The sequence below is a fragment of the Bacillus sp. 22-7 genome, assembly GCF_010628845.1.
GTDB lineage: Bacteria > Bacillota > Bacilli > Bacillales > Cytobacillaceae > Cytobacillus > Cytobacillus firmus_B.
In genome coordinates this window covers 43,150-60,126 of the sequence record NZ_NJQY01000001.1, presented here as the reverse complement: position 1 = coordinate 60,126, position 16,977 = coordinate 43,150, and the positions used below count along the sequence as shown (strand labels likewise).

Below are 16,977 nucleotides of genomic sequence, written 5' to 3'. Positions count from 1 at the left end.
TTTTAAAATGATGACTGCTTTCTCTCTAACCTGGCAGTCATCATTTTCCACAATCCAAACCCTATTAAAGCTCCAATAATATTTAGAATAAAGTCATCAATATCTAAACTGCCTCTTCTAGTTACCAGTTGTATAATCTCTACACTAATGATTATGACAGTCATGGTAACTGCAAATGAATTTAGTGTATTTAGCCTTCTAATAAAATAGGGAAGAAAAATTCCCATTGGCAAAAATGCAGCCACATTGCCTGCAAGATTTTTTATAGGAATGATTAAATTCATGCTTCCATTTGAAATAGCTAGTACATACCCATTAATTGTCTTTAAAGGCACAAAGTTTGAGGAAAGTTTCATATATTGCATTAACGGCATGTCTGACCAAAATCCTCTCGATATAAAGAACAGTAATACGGTTAAGGCACATAAGTAAGAAAGAAAGCTAATTCTCATGATCAACCTTATTATCTTTTTCATTATTATCCCCGCTCATAAATAGTCTTTGATAATAATATCATAATTTTTCCATATTCCACTCAAAAAACTATACTGTCAGTTATTTTAAAGTACTAGCCGTGAAAGAGCTGCCAGATGATTTGAGGGAGTATTTTATGAAATTGCCTTATTAGATTAATAGTAATATTTTGGAAGGTGGGGACATCTCTTATACAGAGGTGTTTATTATGAAAAAGAAACTTATATGGCTCTGTTTAGTTATAGTCTTAATCTTTACAATTTATGGGGTAATGTTAAAAACCAAAACGGTTCGCTATACGGGTGAAAACGGGGATTGGTCAGTTGAAATTAATGCTAAGCTGACTGGTCTTGAAGGAAGTCACTCCATTAAGATCAGTTATACAGGGGCAGGCACTGTTGAGCGGGCAGATTATAGAATCTTCCCGAATGATTATAAAGGTAGCTATCCGGATTTCGATAAAAAAGGAAACTATTATTGGGCGTGCAGTGACTGCGGTTATTATGACCAGAAAGAAGAACTTCTGTTTTTTATTATATGGAAGGAAAGAGGAAAAGCAGATGAAAATGTGGGTTTTATTGATTTAAAAAGGAGCCGTTAGGAGGAAATGATGCTGTGGGTTATGACGCAAGATAAGAGAATTTTAGTCAATGTGAAAGAGGTAACCGTTAAAGGAAAAACTGTGGAAGGTATAATCAGCAGGAGTTTTTTTGTGTATTGGAATAGAGTGCTAGGGGAATATGACACTCATGAAAGAGCATTGGAAGTGGTTGAATGAACAGATTCATAAAAAATTAGAACATGAAGAATATGGTTCAACGGCTTTTTCTATGCCTGATAAGTAGAATCCAAGAATAGTATGCCGTACCCATTAATAAGCTGGGAGCGGCATTTTTATATGGTAAAAGTGGATGGTTAATTTTAGATCTAATTGGATGGTTAATTGTTGGCCCTTTTGCGATATTATTTAGATATAGCAGTTTATTAAAATGTAAAAGAAGAGGTGCGCAGCATGGGAGTAATGCTTGGACTGGTACTAATTATCTTAATTTTTGCTGTGGTTTCAACTTTGCTGCTGACAGGCAAGGCTGACGAGAACTATGGAAATTCAACAAAACGGAACACCACCAATTTAACCTTAATATATGTGGTAATTATTTTTATCGGATTAGCTTCTCTAGGAATTTATATTTGGCGGATCTAAATACAGATGGAGATGAAGAAATATGACATGGGCCGTATTGGTTTCAATTATTTTCGTTAGTCTGCTGAAAATTGTGCTGACCTGTATGCCGACAGGCACGGTTAATTGGCTGATCCGGAAATTTGAAACTCATTCCAAGCTTGATGTAAAAGAGGTTACAGTCACAATTGGTGATAATAGACTTGAAGATGAGGAGAAACTTCAGATTATCAATCAGTTCAATGAAGGAATATTTATTAAGAAACATTATATCCACCCTGGGAACGAACAGCTTTTTTTACGGCCGGAGATCAGTGGAACACCTATAGTTATTGAGTTTCTGGAAGGAGAAGCCACGCTGTTGGTATATAGCTATAAGGACCGCATTGATGTGGTTAAACAGCGCAGAAATAAGGTAATCGCATACAGCTTGATTTCTGATAGCCTTCAAAGCAGCTCATTGGCAATCAAAGCCAGTTAAACTAATAATATCAAATGAAAGCCTAGTTCCTTGGTGATCTAGGCTTTTTTATGTCTGCAGGAGGGGTGTAATTAACTGCAGCTCACCATGCTGATCATGCGTGTTGCTTGAATTCTGGTGACAATTGGAAATTAGCCATCTATACTAAATTTATAAAGTAATGGAAAGGAGGAGTGCCCTTCATGAAAATCGTGCTTAACATCGACCCGCGCAACGAAGAAACCTCGGTGACAATCCATTGCAAAGTAATCACCCCGGCTATCCAGGAAATCCTCGAGTACCTCAAAAAGAATGAAACCGGACTGATTGTCGGAAAGGAAGGAGAGAATCAGCACTTAATAAAGCCTGATGAAGTTCAATATTTCCGTTCAGAAGGAGACACAGTAACAGCTGCCACCTCAGAAGGAACTTTTAAAGTAAAGGAAAAACTATATGAACTTGAACAATCCCTCCCTTCCCACCGTTTTATCAGGATATCCAAGTCAGTCATAGCGAACCTTTACGCCATGAGCCATTTTGAGCCATCCTTTAACGGGACACTCTGTGTTCACTTTAAATCGGGGGAGAAGGAGTATGCATCACGCCATTATGTCGGACGGATAAAGGAGATTTTAAGAATGAACAGGAGGGATTCGAAGTGAGGGCATTTTTGTACAGAAGCATGATCGGCATATTCTTTGGGGGATTCATTTCTACAGCGGCAGCTATAGCCTTAATTTATTTCGGCGGTCAGCCCACGTTAGATGGTCAAACATTTATCATAAATGCATTGGGGTTTATTATCAGTGGCTGGCTGTTTACGGTTACTCCGCTTTATTTTGAAATCCGCTCACTTCGCCTGCCCATGCAGACAGCCCTGCACTATCTTACAGTCACGATTGTTTATTTCACTTTAGGGCTTTGGATTGGCTGGATTCCGATCGGAATAAAGAACTTTTTCATCTATCTTGCCATCTCTCTATTGGTTTACGCGATTGGCTGGATCGGATTTTATCTATACTTTAAAAACGAATCGAAGAAGCTGAATAAGGATCTGGAGTGCCTCGAATGAGGGTGTGCCGATCATGCAGGCGGTTCTGCCATACGAGGAGAATATCCTGGACGTTTCGCAAATAGACATAAGGGAAAACCATTCATGAGGTGAGGATTCATGAAGATTAAGGCAATTAGTATTGCCGCTTTTCTGATTATTCTTTCAGCCTGCACCAGTGAACCTGCCATGACGGAACAAACAGACGATGGAAAAGTCCAGAGCAGCAATCAGGAAACTGGAAACACCCTGACTGAAAATCAAGAAGCAGCTCACGAGCGGACATTAACTCCTGAGGAAGTAATCGCTGAAACAGAAAAGCAATTGAGCACGGAGGTTCCAATTAAAATGCCTGATACGCTGAACGTGAACCAGGGATATCATTTAACAGCCAAGACCGTCTCTGATCGAGAGTCTTACCAAGTTATTTTCTTCCAGACAGAAGATGTAATTCCTATAAACAATGCTAAATTGGATCAGTTGAGTGACAACTCTATTCTTGCCGTTCTGTCTGGACAGAATTTTGGCAATGAGGCTGCATCTGAACAAATTTCATACCAGAATTTTGAGGAGATCGGCGGAAAACCGGTTGATCTAGGATATTCCATTACAGGCTACCAGGATGCAGGGGCCGGTTCCGTATACCTTAGCTGGAATGAGGGTAGATGGGCATTTACATCACGGGCGCGAACAGAAGATCCTGAAAATCTCCTGACTGACTCCAAAAAAATAGTCGAATTCTTAGAAAGCAGCACGCTGCCGCCTCCTAAGATGTATGGAACCGGCAAATTTGACACAATCAGTGAGCATTCCCGCGATCAATTTCTCGTCTGGCAGGAGGAACGAACCGTCTATAAGATTGAAAAAGCCGAGGGAGCACTAAGGACATTGGAAATTGCTGCTTCTATCAAATAGAAAAAATGCCTGTTCACTTTAACATAAGTGGTGCAGGCATTATTTTTTTAAAACAGCCTTCACTGACTGATAATGAAATTTGCAAGTCGGAAGCTAATATGTGCATCTTATCATACTCTTCCTGCGTGACGCCTTACAATTGGTGACATTTGGAAATGGCACCCCTATACTGATTATATAAAGATTAAAGGAGGATCCGGATGGAAAGTGTCATTTCTGTAAAAAATTTATCTAAAAATTTTGGTGCCACCCGGGCGATAAAGAATCTTTCTTTTACCGTTTATAAAGGGGAAATCTTCGGAATTATAGGACCGAACGGAGCAGGAAAAACGACAACACTTGAAATACTTGAGGGGATTTCCGTTCCGAGCGGAGGGGAGGTCGAAGTGCTTGGTCTTGTGCCCAGCAAGCAGCTGCGTGAATTAAACAAAAAAATCGGCGTGCAGTTTCAAGCCACATCCATTCAGAAGAAAATGAAAGTAAAAGAAGCGCTGGATCTCTTTTCTTCCTTTTATGAAGGCCCGACGCAAAAAGATTATTTAATAGACATGCTTGGTTTGAGAGAAAAAATGAACGTAAAGTTTGATGACCTGTCCGGCGGCTGGAAACAGCGGATAACGCTCGCCTTAGCCACCCTGCATGAACCAGAGATTCTTTTTCTTGATGAACCAAGCATGGGGCTGGATCCTTCAGCAAGGAGGGAAATGTGGTCATTAATTCGGCTGTTAAGAGAACGAGGCAGCACCATTGTCGTGACCACACACTATATGGAAGAAGCTGAGCAGCTTTGTGATCGGGTGGCAATGATCTACAGCGGCCAATTGAAAGCACTGGATGCACCACGTGAGTTGCTAAATGAAGGGGCTGCTGACTGCCTGGCTTTTACGAGTTCCGGCCTTAGCCGGGAATATTTAAATTCCCTTCCTGGTGTTGAACGAGTGGAGAATAATCTGGACGATTTCAAAGTGTACTGCGATGATCAGCAGACAACAGCTTATCACATTTTCACTCATTGCCAGGAAAAGGGGATACGTCTGACGGGCTTTAAATTTGAGAAGGGCTCACTAGATGATTTATTTGTCCAGTACTTAGAAAAGGAGAAAATCGGATGAATGCCATTGTAAAACTCGCCAGCCTTGAAACGAAAATGTTCTTTAGGGACCGGCTAAGTATGTTCTGGACGTTCCTGTTTCCAGTAGTCATGATTTGGCTGTTCGGTTCCATGTTTGTGGGAGACAACATGAGCCAAAAGGCTTTTGCGGAATACTTTGTTCCTTCATGGATTGGCGTCAATATTGTGACCACTTCCTTTTTTACACTGGGAACTGTCTTAACCAATTACCGGGAAACAGGCGTATTGAGAAGATATCAGTCGACTCCGCTTCAGCCTTGGAAAATCCTCGCCGCCCATACCTTTCAAGGCACCGTCATCTTTGCCATATCTGCATTGCTGCTAATGGTTTTTGGCATGCTCCTCTATGACTTGACCCTGCCGGCTTATATAGGAAGTACGCTGCTCTCGCTGCTGATCAGCATCCTGGCTTTTTTTCCGTTTGCTTTATTCCTTACATCCTTAGCTAAAAATGCACAGTCTGCAGCAGCCATCAGCTCCTTATTCCTGAACCTGATGCTGTTCCTCTCAGGAGCGACCTTTCCTCTTGAGATGATGCCGACGGTCCTGCAATATGCAGCTAAAATCCTTCCGCTTTATTATGTGATTCAATTGCTGAGGGGAACCTGGACGGAAGCACCTATTACGGAATATGGGTTTGAAGCTGCTGTTTTGATAGGGATTGCGATTGTGTCTGTTGTACTTGCTGTGCGGTTCTTTCGGTGGAGCGGGAAGTAAGTCCTAAGAGATTGGGGCTTTTTTCATTTTATGAACATATTGAGTTTACAAACATTTGTTAATATTTATATAATTACTTAATTAAAGTTATAAAGGTGGTTATAAAAATGGAAATCTATCAAGCTTCAATGGAGGATCTAGAAGGAGTTTCCGCTTTATTTAATTTATACCGTGTATTTTACAGCCAGGCACCCGATTTGGCAGCAGCAGCCGATTACATAAAAGAACGCTTGGAGAAGGAGGACTCTGTCATATATGTGGTGAAAAAGGAAGGAAAGTATCTTGGATTTACTCAGCTATACCCAACTTATTCATCTATATCTATGAAAAGGGCCTGGATCCTGAATGATTTGTATGTAGATGGAGAGGCAAGAAAACAGGGAATAGGGGAAATGCTCATAGACAAGGCAAAAGGTCTCGCTGCTGAAACTGGGGCAGTGAGTCTCAGCCTGAGTACGGCTCATGATAATATATCTGCACAAAGACTCTATGAAAAAATTGGGTTTACGCGGGATGAGCAATTTTATCATTTTGAATTAAGTATTTAATGAAAATGAAAAAACGCCTGACAACAGGCGTTTTTTCATTATTCGAGATTTATCAGAGCCTCGGCAAACCGTTTAATCCCTTCATGGATGTTTGCTTCATTTTCCCTGCCAAATGTAAATCGAACGAACCCTTTCTCGGATCCCATGGTTGTTCCGGGAACATATATGACACCCTGTTTTATTGACTCTTCAAGCAGCTGATTTTCATTGTGCTCTTTTTTGATCCGGCACCAAAGATGGATTCCGCCTTGCGGTGTACTAAATTCCACTTGGTCTTCCAGAAAATGATCCAGGCTTGAGACAATTGAGTTTCTCCGCTGTTCTAATTGCCTGGTCAGTAATTTTAAATGTGACTCAAATTCTGCGGACTCAATAAAATCATTCGCAACCCATTGTGAATAGCTGCCATGGCCGAAGTCCACCTGCTGCTTGGCATCTGATAACCGCTCAATTACCGATCTGGGGCCAATGATCCAGCCGATTCTAAGCCCGGAAGCGACAATTTTGGTCAAAGAACTAATATATAAAACAATGCCATTGCGATCCAGGGATTTGAGTGTATTCATTTTTTCACCGGTAAAGGGTGTTAGGCTGTAAGGATCATCTTCCACCACCGGAATCCCGTATTCAGAGGACAATTCAAGGATTTTTCTGCGCCTGTCTTCAGGAAGCAATGTGCCTGTTGGGTTTTGAAAAATAGGATTTAAAAAGATCATCTTTATTCGATGCTTTTTATATAAGGCTATAATATCATCAGGATTTACTCCATGCTTGCCTGTTTTTAAATAATAGGTTTTGACTCCGGCTGATTTAAAGATTGGCAGGCTGTAGTGATAAGAGGGATCTTCGATGGCAACAGAGTCCCCGGGTTTTAAGAGGCATTGGACGACAAGGTGCAGGGCCTGCTGGGCACCGGATGTAATAAGTATGGAAGAAGGGCTGGTCTCGATGTCCCGGTACTCTTTTACATGATCAGCCAGTGTACTTCTCAGAATTTCATTTCCCTGCGGGTGATCGTACCCCAGTGTCCCGATAAAAGAGCGATTGGAAGTAATTTCTCTTAGAGAAGCCAAAGGAAAGAGGTCGTGAGAGAGTTCCCCGCTGGCCAGGTTGATCAGTTTTGTCTCTGCCAGTTCTTTATGTATCCTTTGTGTGACTGGCAAGTTGGGCAAAAAGGAGCCTGCTTCAATATACCGGTTCCAGCTTGGAATACGTCTTTTCGCCATTCCCCAAATATCCTTGCTGACCATCGTACCGCTTCCCCGGTTTCGTTCGACGATCCCGTTTGACTCCAATTCATCATATGCAGCAACAACCGTGCTTCTATTGATATCAAACTGTTTTGCTAATCCTCTTTCTGAGGGCAGAGGTTTGTCTGGCGGGAAGGTGCCATCTGCTATTCCGTTTTCTATATAAATCGCCAGCTGTTTATAAATAGGTGTTTTTGATTTTCTATCAGGTTTCCAATCCAATTGAAACATCCTTTTATAAAAAATGAGTTATATAATATTATATCAGCTCTTAGAAAAATTATCGGCTGCAATATTGAGTAAAAGTTCATGTTGACTTTTGTAACTGTAAATATTATTATTACAGTATATCCTTGGTATAAATGAATCCTGATTAATGGTATATTAACTGTAATTTTTATTATTACATTTTATAAAGATGAATACAATCGAGGGAGTGTTTTAAATGGTGAATCTATTCTTATCTTCCAGCTGTGGTTCCTGCCGGAAAGCACGTGCGTGGCTTGAGGAGCATCAAATCGAATATGTGGAACGGAATATTGTAACGGAGCCGCTTACCGTAGATGAAATAAAATCGATTCTTCGCCTTACCGAGAATGGGACTGAGGAGATTATTTCAACTAAATCAAAAGCTTACCAGGAGCTAAATGTGAATATTGATTCCATGCCGCTAAAAGAGTTATATCAATTAATTATTGATAACCCGCAAATGCTGAAGAGACCGATTATTCTGGATGAAAAAAGACTGCAGGTCGGCTTTAACGAAGACGAAATCCGCAGCTTTCTTCCACGGAAGTTTCGTACGTTTTCTTACAATGAACTGCAAAGATTGGCTAACTAGACAGCGCCATGCTGTAAATTCTTGACAAGCTGATCTGTGAAACTTACCATTACAGTATAACAGCAGAAATATAGGAGGCCGGCCATGAATAGCGACTTTACTCTTGCCATTCACAGTTTAACGTATCTCGCCCTTCAGCTGGATCGCATGTCAACAAGTGATGCGATTTCTGAAAGCGCATGTGTCCATCCGGTCCGCATCCGAAAAGTCCTGAGTTTATTAAAAAAACATGGATTTATTAAATCAAAAGAGGGAACGGGCGGCGGATTTATTTTTGCCCGGGATTTAAGTGAAGTGAATCTTTGGGATATTTATAAGATCACATCTGAAGGTGCACTTCAGCCGAAGTGTCCGGATTCCAATGAAGCGTGTGTAGTGGGGGCGAATATGCAAAGAGTTCTGATCAGCATCTTCTTAGGTGCAGAGGAACATCTGGGTGAATATTTGAAGCACTATACCTTAAAAGATATTGTTGATCTCATCCATAAAGAAAAATAATTGGGAGCTTATTGGCTTTCCTATTGTTGAAATGTAATAAAAAACGTTACAGTTCTTAAAAACTTTTCGAAGAAGGTGAATTAAAAGATGTCCAACCATAATGCAATACTAAAAACGGGAGATTGGGTTAAGGGGAAATCCCGTGAAGGGGAACTGATCATTGGCTATATTGAGAACCTTGAAGAAGGAATGATTAAGACAAAGGTGGTTTCGAGTGATAATAAAACCATTGAAGGCAAAATCATTCCCCTGCAGAGCAAACAGGTTAAGAAAATGCCGGCGGTGAAAGTGGCCAACAAGGAACAGATTCATTTCCTGATTGATCTTGCTCTTTCCACTGGAGATGAAGAATGGTTCTTTGAATTGACCTCGAAGCTGAACTCAATGAGAGAGCTTGTGAAGGATGTTAAATAAATCCGGGGAAGTGCCTGTGTCAGTCTGCTTATCAGCAGGTGGATGCAGGCACTTTGTTTTTATTTTTTAGTTATTCCCATAAAAATACCATTTGAAGAGGGATTAGAGCTTGGATTTCGAATATATTATTCCAGGTGGGTTACCACTATTTGTAAGTTTTAATATCGCGTATCGGCTGATTGGGAGGATAGTCTTTGATAAAAATACTTCGAATAGTTTTGTCTGTTGTTATTATTCCGTTAGCACTTTATATGTTAATTACTCATAACTTTGAGTGGATGCCCTTTAATTTGTTTTTGCTAAGCTTGTTTATGATGGTGATGGGGACGGATGAGTTTATAAAAGGCAGAATACAGTATAGGTATCTAAATTTAGCTGTTTCATTTTTTATGGTTTTTGTTGCTTTTTATATTTGGTGAAAGGTCGCATGTGAGTAATCGTGCAATTTTATTAAAAGGAATGATTTTATATCAAATACAATATCAGTAAAATGCTGGCAAGAAAAATAATAGCGGCATCCATAACAGGGTCGCTGTTCTCTGTTATGTTAGGTATGATTGCAGCGGATCCGTTTGCCGGAGAAGTTAATTCAGCTGGCGATTATTTTCAGGGAGTTATATTGTCCATTCCCTTCTATCTTTTGTACAGCTTCCCGGTCATTTTGGTTTATGGCACAGTAACTTCCGTCATTAGTGACTGCATAGTCTTATTTTTTTCGAATCATACAAACAGGAAACTGGAATTTTATATTTCATTACTTCTTCACCTGCTTTTTGGATTAATTTTGCTTGGATTAAGTTTAGCTGCAGCTGTATTATTTTTTGTTTCGGATATTGTTTTACGCCGTAAACAAATCGGCGGCTGGAGGAATGCTTTGAAATCATTATGTTTGCCGGTTTTCATCTGGATTGTGTTTATGGGCGGCGTGTATCTTATGGATGTTGGTGGGATTTGATGTGTATTGTCCGAGTCAGCCTATGTTTGTCCGAACACATGGAATTCCAAGATGCAAATATCACAATACACCATTCCCTCCATTGCCCATAAACTTAAATCGGGGTGATGAATATGTTTAGACTAAACCAAAAAGATATAGAATCCTATCATCAAAACTATTTCCGCCCGTCCTGCTTGCGAGCGATAAATCTATAAGAGAAATTTTCACAGGCTGTTAAATCGACAGCCTTTTCAAGATATGCATTTTGGGTTTACTTACCACTTTTAATGATGATACCCTTTAGGAAAGAGGTGGAAAAATGAACCTGATTCTTTTTGCTATTATTCACATTGTAATGGGGTGTGTATTGATCTATACATATGGTAAATTGCCAAAAGCATTAGCCACATTTGCATTCGTTTTTCTAACTATGAGTTTTCTTTATTGGGGAGCAGTGATAATCAATTTTGCCAATTAGTTCAGCTGCCAGAGGGCGGCTTTTTATTTTTGCCAAACAACAGTTACAGGGGAGGATTCCATGAAGAAGAGGAATACGAAAAAGTATTTAAAGAGAATTATAATAACATTATTATTGTCCTATTTTGTATATAGCACTTTTATTAATCTCGGTTACAGAAATCATATAAATCAAAGTCAGGAACGAAATTATCAGCATTTGCAGGCAATATCTGCAATTGGAGATAATCTGGCTCACAGGCTGGAGGAATTCACAAGGATACCGATTGAACAGGAAGATGAAAGGAATGCGGAATTGTTTGACACGTGGAGGGTTGTCAGCAGTGAGAGCAGGAGTATTTACTCCTATTTGTCCGGTATGTCCACTTTACATATGGAGGATGAGGCAGATGACTGGAATTTGCTTCAATACAGCTTGTTTCGCGTTGATATGTTTATAGATGGCATGACTAATAAATTTCTGGAGAACCGGTCATATCAGATAAGTGATGAAGAAAAAGAAAAAATGGATGCAGTTATTTCTGTATATCGAAATGTCAGCAAAGAGGCAGAAAAGGAGTCTGTCAATATAGAAAGGCTCCTGGAATCTATACAGGAACCCATGCTGATTATAGATAATTATTATTCAGATGCCCTTGAAAAATCAGATAGGAATTACTAATACCCCCACAAAACGTGGGGGTCATGTTCACCAAATATAAGCGCCTTCACATGTATTGGCCTTAGGCTCATAATAGCAATGCTGTTTGAATTGCCCTGAGAAAGGCTGATCGTACCATGTTGGCGGACATGCAGCGTACGGGTTGAAATACCAGAGAGCAAACTTGGAAGGATGCTGTCTCCAATAATCTAACGTTTGTTTGGCCAACCTCTTTTCCACACTTCGTGCCCTGTTGTAAAAAACATTTCCTTTTTGTACAGCTTCAAAAGAATAATTCCCTCCCTGCACCTGGAAAATGACTTGCGGGATGGTCCTTAATCCTTCAAAATCGAGGCAATTAGCTTTTCGGCGGTTGACGATTACATTCCCGACCATAAGCATCCCCAGTTTTCCTTCACCTTCGGCCTCTGCTCTCATCATCCTGGCCATTATTGCCACATCGCTGTCGGTATATTGTACTCTTGGCACTTTTTATCACCTCTAAAGGAATTGTATTAAGAAATTCTGCAAACATGTTACCAGGTTCAGTTTTAAACTTAGAAAATATTAATTGGGGGTGCAAACTGCATCGCGTTCAGCACCCCCTTATTAGATATATAAATATTAGAGTTAATGAGCTTGCTAATTTATATGCTATGTCTGTTAGAGAAATGCAGAAAAGTAAACATTGGGTGAAACTTTCACTTTGGGAATTCGTACCACTATTTAAGGGGGAAGGTATCTTGAAAACTAAAGATGATAAAAGAGAAGTAAGCCTGAAAAATTTATTATATGGTATAGGCCTATTTATTTTCGGTGGTATGGCTTTAACAAATGTGACGACACCACTGCCATCAAAGGAGGAAACAAAAGAATTCCTTCTGTTTATTTTTGGATGTGCATTAATCTATTACTTTTTAGTAAGTATCTACTACATAGGCGGATTTTGGAGGAAGGTTTTTTATATAATGTTAATTCTGCTATGCGGGATTAGCATCTCTATGGCTTTTTATCTTGCAGCTACTTCAATAGCTCACTAACAAGAAAAGGACAAGGGGACAGACAGGTATTCTGTCCCCAATTTTCAACTGGGACGGGGCATCTGTCCCTCTGTCCCGCTCTTAAACACTGTTGCAGGAATCCCCATTGTTGTTTTTCGAGCTCTTGTTTTAAGTGCCGAGAATAAGAAACAACCCGCAATGACAATGATGCTTCCAATGGCTTGTATCCAGTTCATAACCTCTCCTAAGAAGATAAAAGCTAAGAGGGCAGTGAATACCGGATTAAAGTTTAGGAACAGGCCGGAAGTGCTTGGGCCCAGCTGGCTGATCCCGATGTTCCAGAGCACCATGCATAGGACTGTTGAAATCAGACCCGTATACAGAATGGATAAAAGAAAGGAAGCACTGACATCTGTAACGTTGAAATCAGCCGTGCCGAATGGCAGAAGCACAAGAAGGCCAAATATGCCTGAGTAAAGAATGGACATCATGGGTGAAACGAAAGACATGGCCCATTTGCTGCAGACTGAATAGATTCCCCACATGCCTACTGCAGCCATCATATAAAGATCTCCGGTATTAAACTGCAGCAAGACCACTATCTCCAGGCTTCCTTTTGAAAGGACCAGAAGTACCCCAAATAATGATACGAACATGGACATGAGCTGCAGTGTGTTTATTTTTTCTTTTAGAAAAATGAAAGAGAAGGCAGCAATGGAAAACATATTTAATGTAGAGATTAAGCCAACACTGGTAGCCGATGTCTTTTCCAGTGCCATGAATTGCAAAGCCTGAAACAAAGCAACGCCCGTGATGCCCATCAGCAATAATGGCAGGATGGCATTTTTCGGCGGCAGGAGCCGTTTCTCTTTATGCCAGACAAGAGGAGCAAGACAAATAATGGCGATGGTCCATCTTAAAATGGTTAAGGTAATAGGAGATGCGTGGTCCACAAGCGTTTTTCCAACAATAAAATTTCCGCCCCAAAGTAAGCTTGTTAATAAAAGGAGAAGATAATATTTCACGTCATTTAGCCCCTTTTCAGAGCCATTGTGCACAATGACATTGTTTATATGAATAATTTTAACATTTTTTATATTAAACAAAAGAAAATTTTGTATAATAAAGTTAATTTAAAATAATTAAAAGTATATTAGATAATAAGTATGAATAATTCAGTTTTGATATGTGATTTGAAAAGGATTTGGAATAATTGAAAAAGGGTGGATGGACAGTGGAATCGATTGTAAGTAAGGTACTGGATCACCTGGATATAAAAATTTTGGATTTGCTTCAAAAGGATGCGCGGATCAGCAATCTGGAACTGTCGAAAAGAGTGAATCTGTCAGCTCCGGCTGTGCATGCGAGAATTAAGAGGCTAGAAGCGGAAGGGTATATCCAGGAGCATGTCGCTATTCTAAGCCATGAGAAGCTGGGCTTTGATTTATTATGCTTCGTGTTTATGAGCACCAATATGCATCAGGCGGAAAAGCTGGAATCTCTTGAAAAGACGCTGGAATCCATGAAGGAAGTTTTAGAATGTCATTGTTTAACAGGAGAGTATGATTATCTTTTGAAAGTGGCGTGCAAGGATCGCAAGGGGCTGGAGATGTTCATCAGGAAGCTGAATGAAATGGGAATCACGAAAATACAGACCAGCCTGGCGCTGAGGGAGATTAAGGATTCGACGGTGCTGCCGATTCAGGAATAGCATTTTTATGGGAAAATTGATACCTTTTCCAGAAAAAATCGTAGAATCTAGAAACAAAGTTCAGGAGGGATTAGGTTGACGAAAAAGCTCGCGCAGCTCCAAACCCGTCATTATGTGCTTTTTGGCGCAGTAATTGGTTCTATGATCGGATTAGTGGCTTATGTGAAAGATTGGATTTAAACGATGGATGACCAGCCGATTAGCTTTTCTGTATGAGGGTATTCTTGTCTGTGTTTAAAACAAACATAATCAGGAAAAATACCTATAAGTACTTGTGCAGGGGAGGAGACAAAAATGCCATACGATAAACTAAGCGATCTGCCAGACTCCGTTAAAGACAATCTTCCGCATCACGCCCAGGAAATCTTTAAGGAAGCGTTTAATTCTGCAAGTGAAGAGTATGACGAGGAAGAAACGGCCTTTAAGGTGGCCTGGAGTGCAGTGAAGAAGAAATATGAGAAGAATGATGATGATAAATGGGTTGAAAAGGAAGAGTAACTAGTTAAAAGGTGTCCGGTTTGAGGACACCTTTTTTCAATCGTCTTCTGCTTCATTCTCAACATATTTCTTCAAGTTCTGGTATTGCTCTTCAAACACAAATTTAGCCGTCCAGCCTAAAAGTTTGGTTGTCAGCTTATAAAAGAGGCTGCTCGGAATCAGGCTTGCTTCTACAATCAGGCGCGTCCCGTCATGTTCCCTTGATAAGAGATACCTTGAAATGCTTAATCCCTCTTTGGAATGGGAGTGCATAACAACTTTATAGGGAGCCTCATATTCGATCAACTCGGAATCGATTTTGATAATTTTTTTATCCAATTTCTGAACGGTGACAAACTTAGTCCCAGGCTGCGGGATTGGCTTATTTTCCTCATTGTCATAAATGTTTTCGATCAGCATGGTATTCCAGAGCTTTATTTTTTCATCGTCATCCACGTATTTAAATACCAGATCAATCGGGGCGTGAATGACATCTTCATACCTGTAAACCTTTATTTCTTCCATTTTAAAATCCTCATTTTCTATTTAATCAAAAGCATCTTACTAGTTTTTTCGGCCAAGCTTGCTGGAATTTAATAAAGGGAAAAATTTTGTAAATTTTCTGAAACCAACTAAGCACTTATCCGTATATAAAAATAAGAGGTGATGGACATGTCAGGAATAATTATTATGGGTTTGCTTCTTATTATTGTAATTGGCATTAGTGGTTCCAAACCATCAAAACGTACTTATGATAGTGGGAATTCCTCCTCCCATTATTATATAGGAGATTATAGCAGCAGCTCGGATAACTGTGAGAGTTTCGGAGGAGATAGCGGCGGGTGCGGAGGCGGCGGTGACTGAATCCAGGCCACATATTAATAAATAGAGGTGCTAAATGAACTATCTTTGGAAACTGGCTGCCGGTTTATGGCTGGTTATGGCATTGACAGGATGCATAGCGGAAGAATATGATTTGACTCCGCCAGCTGTAACTCTCTCCAACACCGATAGTGTACAGTCAGCAGAATTAAAGGAAGCAAATGTTGTTTGGATAGGAGAAAATAACAAACAGATCAAGAAAGAGGCAGATGATATAATATCATTTGCGAAGAAACAGGAAGCACTGTCCTATAAACCCGGACAAAAAATAGATCTGCTGTTTGACAGTGAAGATTTTTTGGTGGAAGAATTATCAGTTTCCCTATGGAAAAATGATGAGGAGATTCAATTGGCCTTAAATGACCATCGTTCTTTTTCTCTTCCTGAAGAAAAAGGTGAATATGTAATAGAAGTGTATCTTCGTTCTGATAGTGGAAGTGCACAATATGCAGGGAATGTGGTCATTCAGTAATTGGAGGATTTTCCAAATTTGGATTTAGAGAGATCTGCATAGAGTGCCCCCCTAAATTAAGGGGGCATTTTAATTATGCCAGGCAAGTTACAGGGACAGGTATGAAAGGAGAGGGTATAATGCTTAGAGTTCTGATAAGAAGACCAAAGGCAGCGGATATGGAAGAGCTGAACCATTTCTTCAGAACAGTGATCACCGATACATTTCATAAAGAAGGTATAGGGGATCTGCAGGAAGACATGGAAGAAGAGATAGAAGCCAAGAATAGCTATCTGCATCGCGATCTGTTAAGCGGCGGCAGAGATAGATTTTTCTTAATTGCTTTAGCTGGTGATAAGATTATCGGCACTATTGAATATGGCCCGGCAAGTGAGCTTATAAACCAAAGTACAGAAGGGTCACTTAATGATCTTTATGAAGTGGGTACAGTATTTGTTCATCCTGACTATCAGAAATCAGGCATAGGCAATGAATTGCTAAATGAGATGTATTTGACTCTAAAGAATAAAGGTGTGGAAGAGTTCTGTCTGGATTCGGGCTATAAACAATCACAAAAGATCTGGACAAAGAAGTTTGGAGAACCGGAATATCTGTTAAAGGACTATTGGGGTAAAGGGGCTCATCATATGATTTGGCGGGTCAGGGTTCATTCTATTTTATAAACGATGCAAACTCTTGAATAAAAGTTATGTGTGAAATTTCTTTTTGGAGGTTACTTTCCATTAATGTCAATATAGCCTCGCTTCTAATGCTCCATTTCAGAGCGGCAGCAGTTACTTTCAATATAAACTCCATTCTATTTTTCTCCTAGTTCACAGACAAGATTTATGCGTTAAAATTATGGCTGCTCTAACTGCTAATCCATTAATCCTTAAATTTCCTTTTTCAGCCAGCTTG

Annotated in this window: 26 protein-coding genes; 21 read left to right on the top strand and 5 right to left on the bottom strand. The window is 39.9% G+C overall.

The annotated features are described in order from the left end of the window. Window positions 1-2: 2 nt before the first annotated feature. Window positions 3-476: a VanZ family protein gene (locus CE058_RS00340; RefSeq protein WP_163139514.1), complete on the bottom strand. Its 474-nt coding sequence runs from the start codon at window positions 474-476 to the stop codon at window positions 3-5. A gap of 206 nt (window positions 477-682) precedes the next feature. On the opposite strand from CE058_RS00340, the gene CE058_RS00335 reads away from it, so the two are divergent. From CE058_RS00335 to CE058_RS00290, 10 genes are all read left to right on the top strand, one after another. After that, a complete protein-coding gene (locus tag CE058_RS00335; protein WP_262176073.1) occupies window positions 683-1,075 on the top strand; it encodes a hypothetical protein in 393 nt (130 codons plus the stop codon). Window positions 1,076-1,084: 9 nt separating this feature from the next. Continuing rightward, window positions 1,085-1,252 carry a hypothetical protein gene (locus CE058_RS00330; protein WP_262176070.1) on the top strand — a complete coding sequence of 56 codons (168 nt, stop codon included), beginning with the start codon at window positions 1,085-1,087 and terminating at the stop codon, window positions 1,250-1,252. 234 nt (window positions 1,253-1,486) lie between these two features. Next, window positions 1,487-1,678, top strand: coding sequence for a hypothetical protein (locus tag CE058_RS00325; protein WP_163139512.1), 192 nt, complete (start codon window positions 1,487-1,489; stop codon window positions 1,676-1,678). A 22-nt stretch (window positions 1,679-1,700) separates the two neighbouring features. Next, window positions 1,701-2,138 (top strand): YfmQ family protein, encoded by a 438-nt coding sequence (locus tag CE058_RS00320; RefSeq protein WP_163139510.1) that lies wholly within the window; start codon window positions 1,701-1,703, stop codon window positions 2,136-2,138. A gap of 182 nt (window positions 2,139-2,320) precedes the next feature. Beyond that, window positions 2,321-2,779, top strand: coding sequence for a LytTR family DNA-binding domain-containing protein (locus tag CE058_RS00315; RefSeq protein ID WP_163139508.1), 459 nt, complete (start codon window positions 2,321-2,323; stop codon window positions 2,777-2,779). Next, window positions 2,776-3,189 carry a DUF3021 domain-containing protein gene (locus tag CE058_RS00310; RefSeq protein ID WP_163139506.1) on the top strand — a complete coding sequence of 138 codons (414 nt, stop codon included), beginning with the start codon at window positions 2,776-2,778 and terminating at the stop codon, window positions 3,187-3,189. The genes CE058_RS00315 and CE058_RS00310 overlap by 4 nt, the downstream gene beginning before the upstream one ends. A 99-nt stretch (window positions 3,190-3,288) precedes the next feature. Continuing rightward, complete coding sequence (locus tag CE058_RS00305; RefSeq protein ID WP_163139504.1) at window positions 3,289-4,083, top strand: hypothetical protein; 795 nt, start codon at window positions 3,289-3,291, stop codon at window positions 4,081-4,083. A gap of 200 nt (window positions 4,084-4,283) precedes the next feature. Continuing rightward, a complete protein-coding gene (locus CE058_RS00300) occupies window positions 4,284-5,195 on the top strand; it encodes an ABC transporter ATP-binding protein (RefSeq protein ID WP_163139502.1) in 912 nt (303 codons plus the stop codon). Continuing rightward, on the top strand, window positions 5,192-5,932 hold the full coding sequence (locus CE058_RS00295; RefSeq protein WP_163139500.1) for an ABC transporter permease: 741 nt from the start codon (window positions 5,192-5,194) through the stop codon (window positions 5,930-5,932). The genes CE058_RS00300 and CE058_RS00295 overlap by 4 nt, the downstream gene beginning before the upstream one ends. A gap of 107 nt (window positions 5,933-6,039) precedes the next feature. Then, on the top strand, window positions 6,040-6,480 hold the full coding sequence (locus tag CE058_RS00290; protein ID WP_163139498.1) for a GNAT family N-acetyltransferase: 441 nt from the start codon (window positions 6,040-6,042) through the stop codon (window positions 6,478-6,480). A gap of 38 nt (window positions 6,481-6,518) precedes the next feature. On the opposite strand, the gene pdxR is transcribed toward CE058_RS00290, so the two are convergent. Beyond that, complete coding sequence (gene pdxR, locus CE058_RS00285; RefSeq protein ID WP_163139496.1) at window positions 6,519-7,952, bottom strand: MocR-like pyridoxine biosynthesis transcription factor PdxR; 1,434 nt, start codon at window positions 7,950-7,952, stop codon at window positions 6,519-6,521. 223 nt (window positions 7,953-8,175) lie between these two features. Here pdxR and spxA point away from each other — a divergent pair, with 223 nt between their 5' ends. The 5 genes from spxA (at window position 8,176) to CE058_RS00260 (ending at window position 11,558) form a co-directional block, all read left to right on the top strand. Beyond that, window positions 8,176-8,571, top strand: coding sequence for a transcriptional regulator SpxA (gene spxA, locus CE058_RS00280; RefSeq protein WP_163139494.1), 396 nt, complete (start codon window positions 8,176-8,178; stop codon window positions 8,569-8,571). Window positions 8,572-8,655: 84 nt separating this feature from the next. After that, entirely contained in the window at window positions 8,656-9,069 is a 414-nt protein-coding gene (locus tag CE058_RS00275) for an RrF2 family transcriptional regulator (protein WP_048009704.1), read from the top strand. 87 nt (window positions 9,070-9,156) lie between these two features. Continuing rightward, complete coding sequence (locus tag CE058_RS00270; RefSeq protein ID WP_163139492.1) at window positions 9,157-9,483, top strand: IDEAL domain-containing protein; 327 nt, start codon at window positions 9,157-9,159, stop codon at window positions 9,481-9,483. Between the two features lie 544 nt (window positions 9,484-10,027). Further along, window positions 10,028-10,438, top strand: a complete 411-nt coding sequence (locus tag CE058_RS00265; protein WP_283913987.1) for a hypothetical protein — start codon at window positions 10,028-10,030, stop codon at window positions 10,436-10,438. Between the two features lie 520 nt (window positions 10,439-10,958). After that, entirely contained in the window at window positions 10,959-11,558 is a 600-nt protein-coding gene (locus tag CE058_RS00260; RefSeq protein WP_163139488.1) for a hypothetical protein, read from the top strand. Between the two features lie 27 nt (window positions 11,559-11,585). Here CE058_RS00260 and CE058_RS00255 read toward each other — a convergent pair whose 3' ends face one another. Further along, window positions 11,586-12,026: a cell wall hydrolase gene (locus tag CE058_RS00255; RefSeq protein WP_048009700.1), complete on the bottom strand. Its 441-nt coding sequence runs from the start codon at window positions 12,024-12,026 to the stop codon at window positions 11,586-11,588. A gap of 254 nt (window positions 12,027-12,280) precedes the next feature. Between CE058_RS00255 and CE058_RS00250 the strand changes: the two genes are divergently transcribed. Continuing rightward, a complete protein-coding gene (locus tag CE058_RS00250) occupies window positions 12,281-12,577 on the top strand; it encodes a hypothetical protein (protein ID WP_163139486.1) in 297 nt (98 codons plus the stop codon). A gap of 44 nt (window positions 12,578-12,621) precedes the next feature. On the opposite strand, the gene CE058_RS00245 is transcribed toward CE058_RS00250, so the two are convergent. Beyond that, window positions 12,622-13,563: a DMT family transporter gene (locus CE058_RS00245; protein WP_163139484.1), complete on the bottom strand. Its 942-nt coding sequence runs from the start codon at window positions 13,561-13,563 to the stop codon at window positions 12,622-12,624. 209 nt (window positions 13,564-13,772) lie between these two features. On the opposite strand from CE058_RS00245, the gene CE058_RS00240 reads away from it, so the two are divergent. Together CE058_RS00240 and CE058_RS00235 are read left to right on the top strand one after the other, a co-directional pair. After that, window positions 13,773-14,249 carry an Lrp/AsnC family transcriptional regulator gene (locus CE058_RS00240; RefSeq protein ID WP_048009697.1) on the top strand — a complete coding sequence of 159 codons (477 nt, stop codon included), beginning with the start codon at window positions 13,773-13,775 and terminating at the stop codon, window positions 14,247-14,249. A 294-nt stretch (window positions 14,250-14,543) separates the two neighbouring features. Next, complete coding sequence (locus CE058_RS00235) at window positions 14,544-14,747, top strand: ChaB family protein (RefSeq protein ID WP_035325486.1); 204 nt, start codon at window positions 14,544-14,546, stop codon at window positions 14,745-14,747. A gap of 36 nt (window positions 14,748-14,783) precedes the next feature. On the opposite strand, the gene CE058_RS00230 is transcribed toward CE058_RS00235, so the two are convergent. Continuing rightward, window positions 14,784-15,251, bottom strand: coding sequence for an SRPBCC domain-containing protein (locus CE058_RS00230; RefSeq protein WP_163139482.1), 468 nt, complete (start codon window positions 15,249-15,251; stop codon window positions 14,784-14,786). A gap of 147 nt (window positions 15,252-15,398) precedes the next feature. Here CE058_RS00230 and CE058_RS00225 point away from each other — a divergent pair, with 147 nt between their 5' ends. The 3 genes from CE058_RS00225 to CE058_RS00215 all read left to right on the top strand — a co-directional run bounded on the left by CE058_RS00225 (window position 15,399) and on the right by CE058_RS00215 (window position 16,742). Continuing rightward, the gene (locus CE058_RS00225; protein ID WP_163139475.1) at window positions 15,399-15,590 is read left to right on the top strand and encodes a hypothetical protein; all 192 of its coding nucleotides are present in this window, start codon (window positions 15,399-15,401) and stop codon (window positions 15,588-15,590) included. Window positions 15,591-15,624: 34 nt separating this feature from the next. After that, window positions 15,625-16,080 carry a hypothetical protein gene (locus tag CE058_RS00220; protein ID WP_163139473.1) on the top strand — a complete coding sequence of 152 codons (456 nt, stop codon included), beginning with the start codon at window positions 15,625-15,627 and terminating at the stop codon, window positions 16,078-16,080. 119 nt (window positions 16,081-16,199) lie between these two features. Then, the gene (locus tag CE058_RS00215) at window positions 16,200-16,742 is read left to right on the top strand and encodes a GNAT family N-acetyltransferase (protein ID WP_163139471.1); all 543 of its coding nucleotides are present in this window, start codon (window positions 16,200-16,202) and stop codon (window positions 16,740-16,742) included. Window positions 16,743-16,977: the final 235 nt, after the last annotated feature.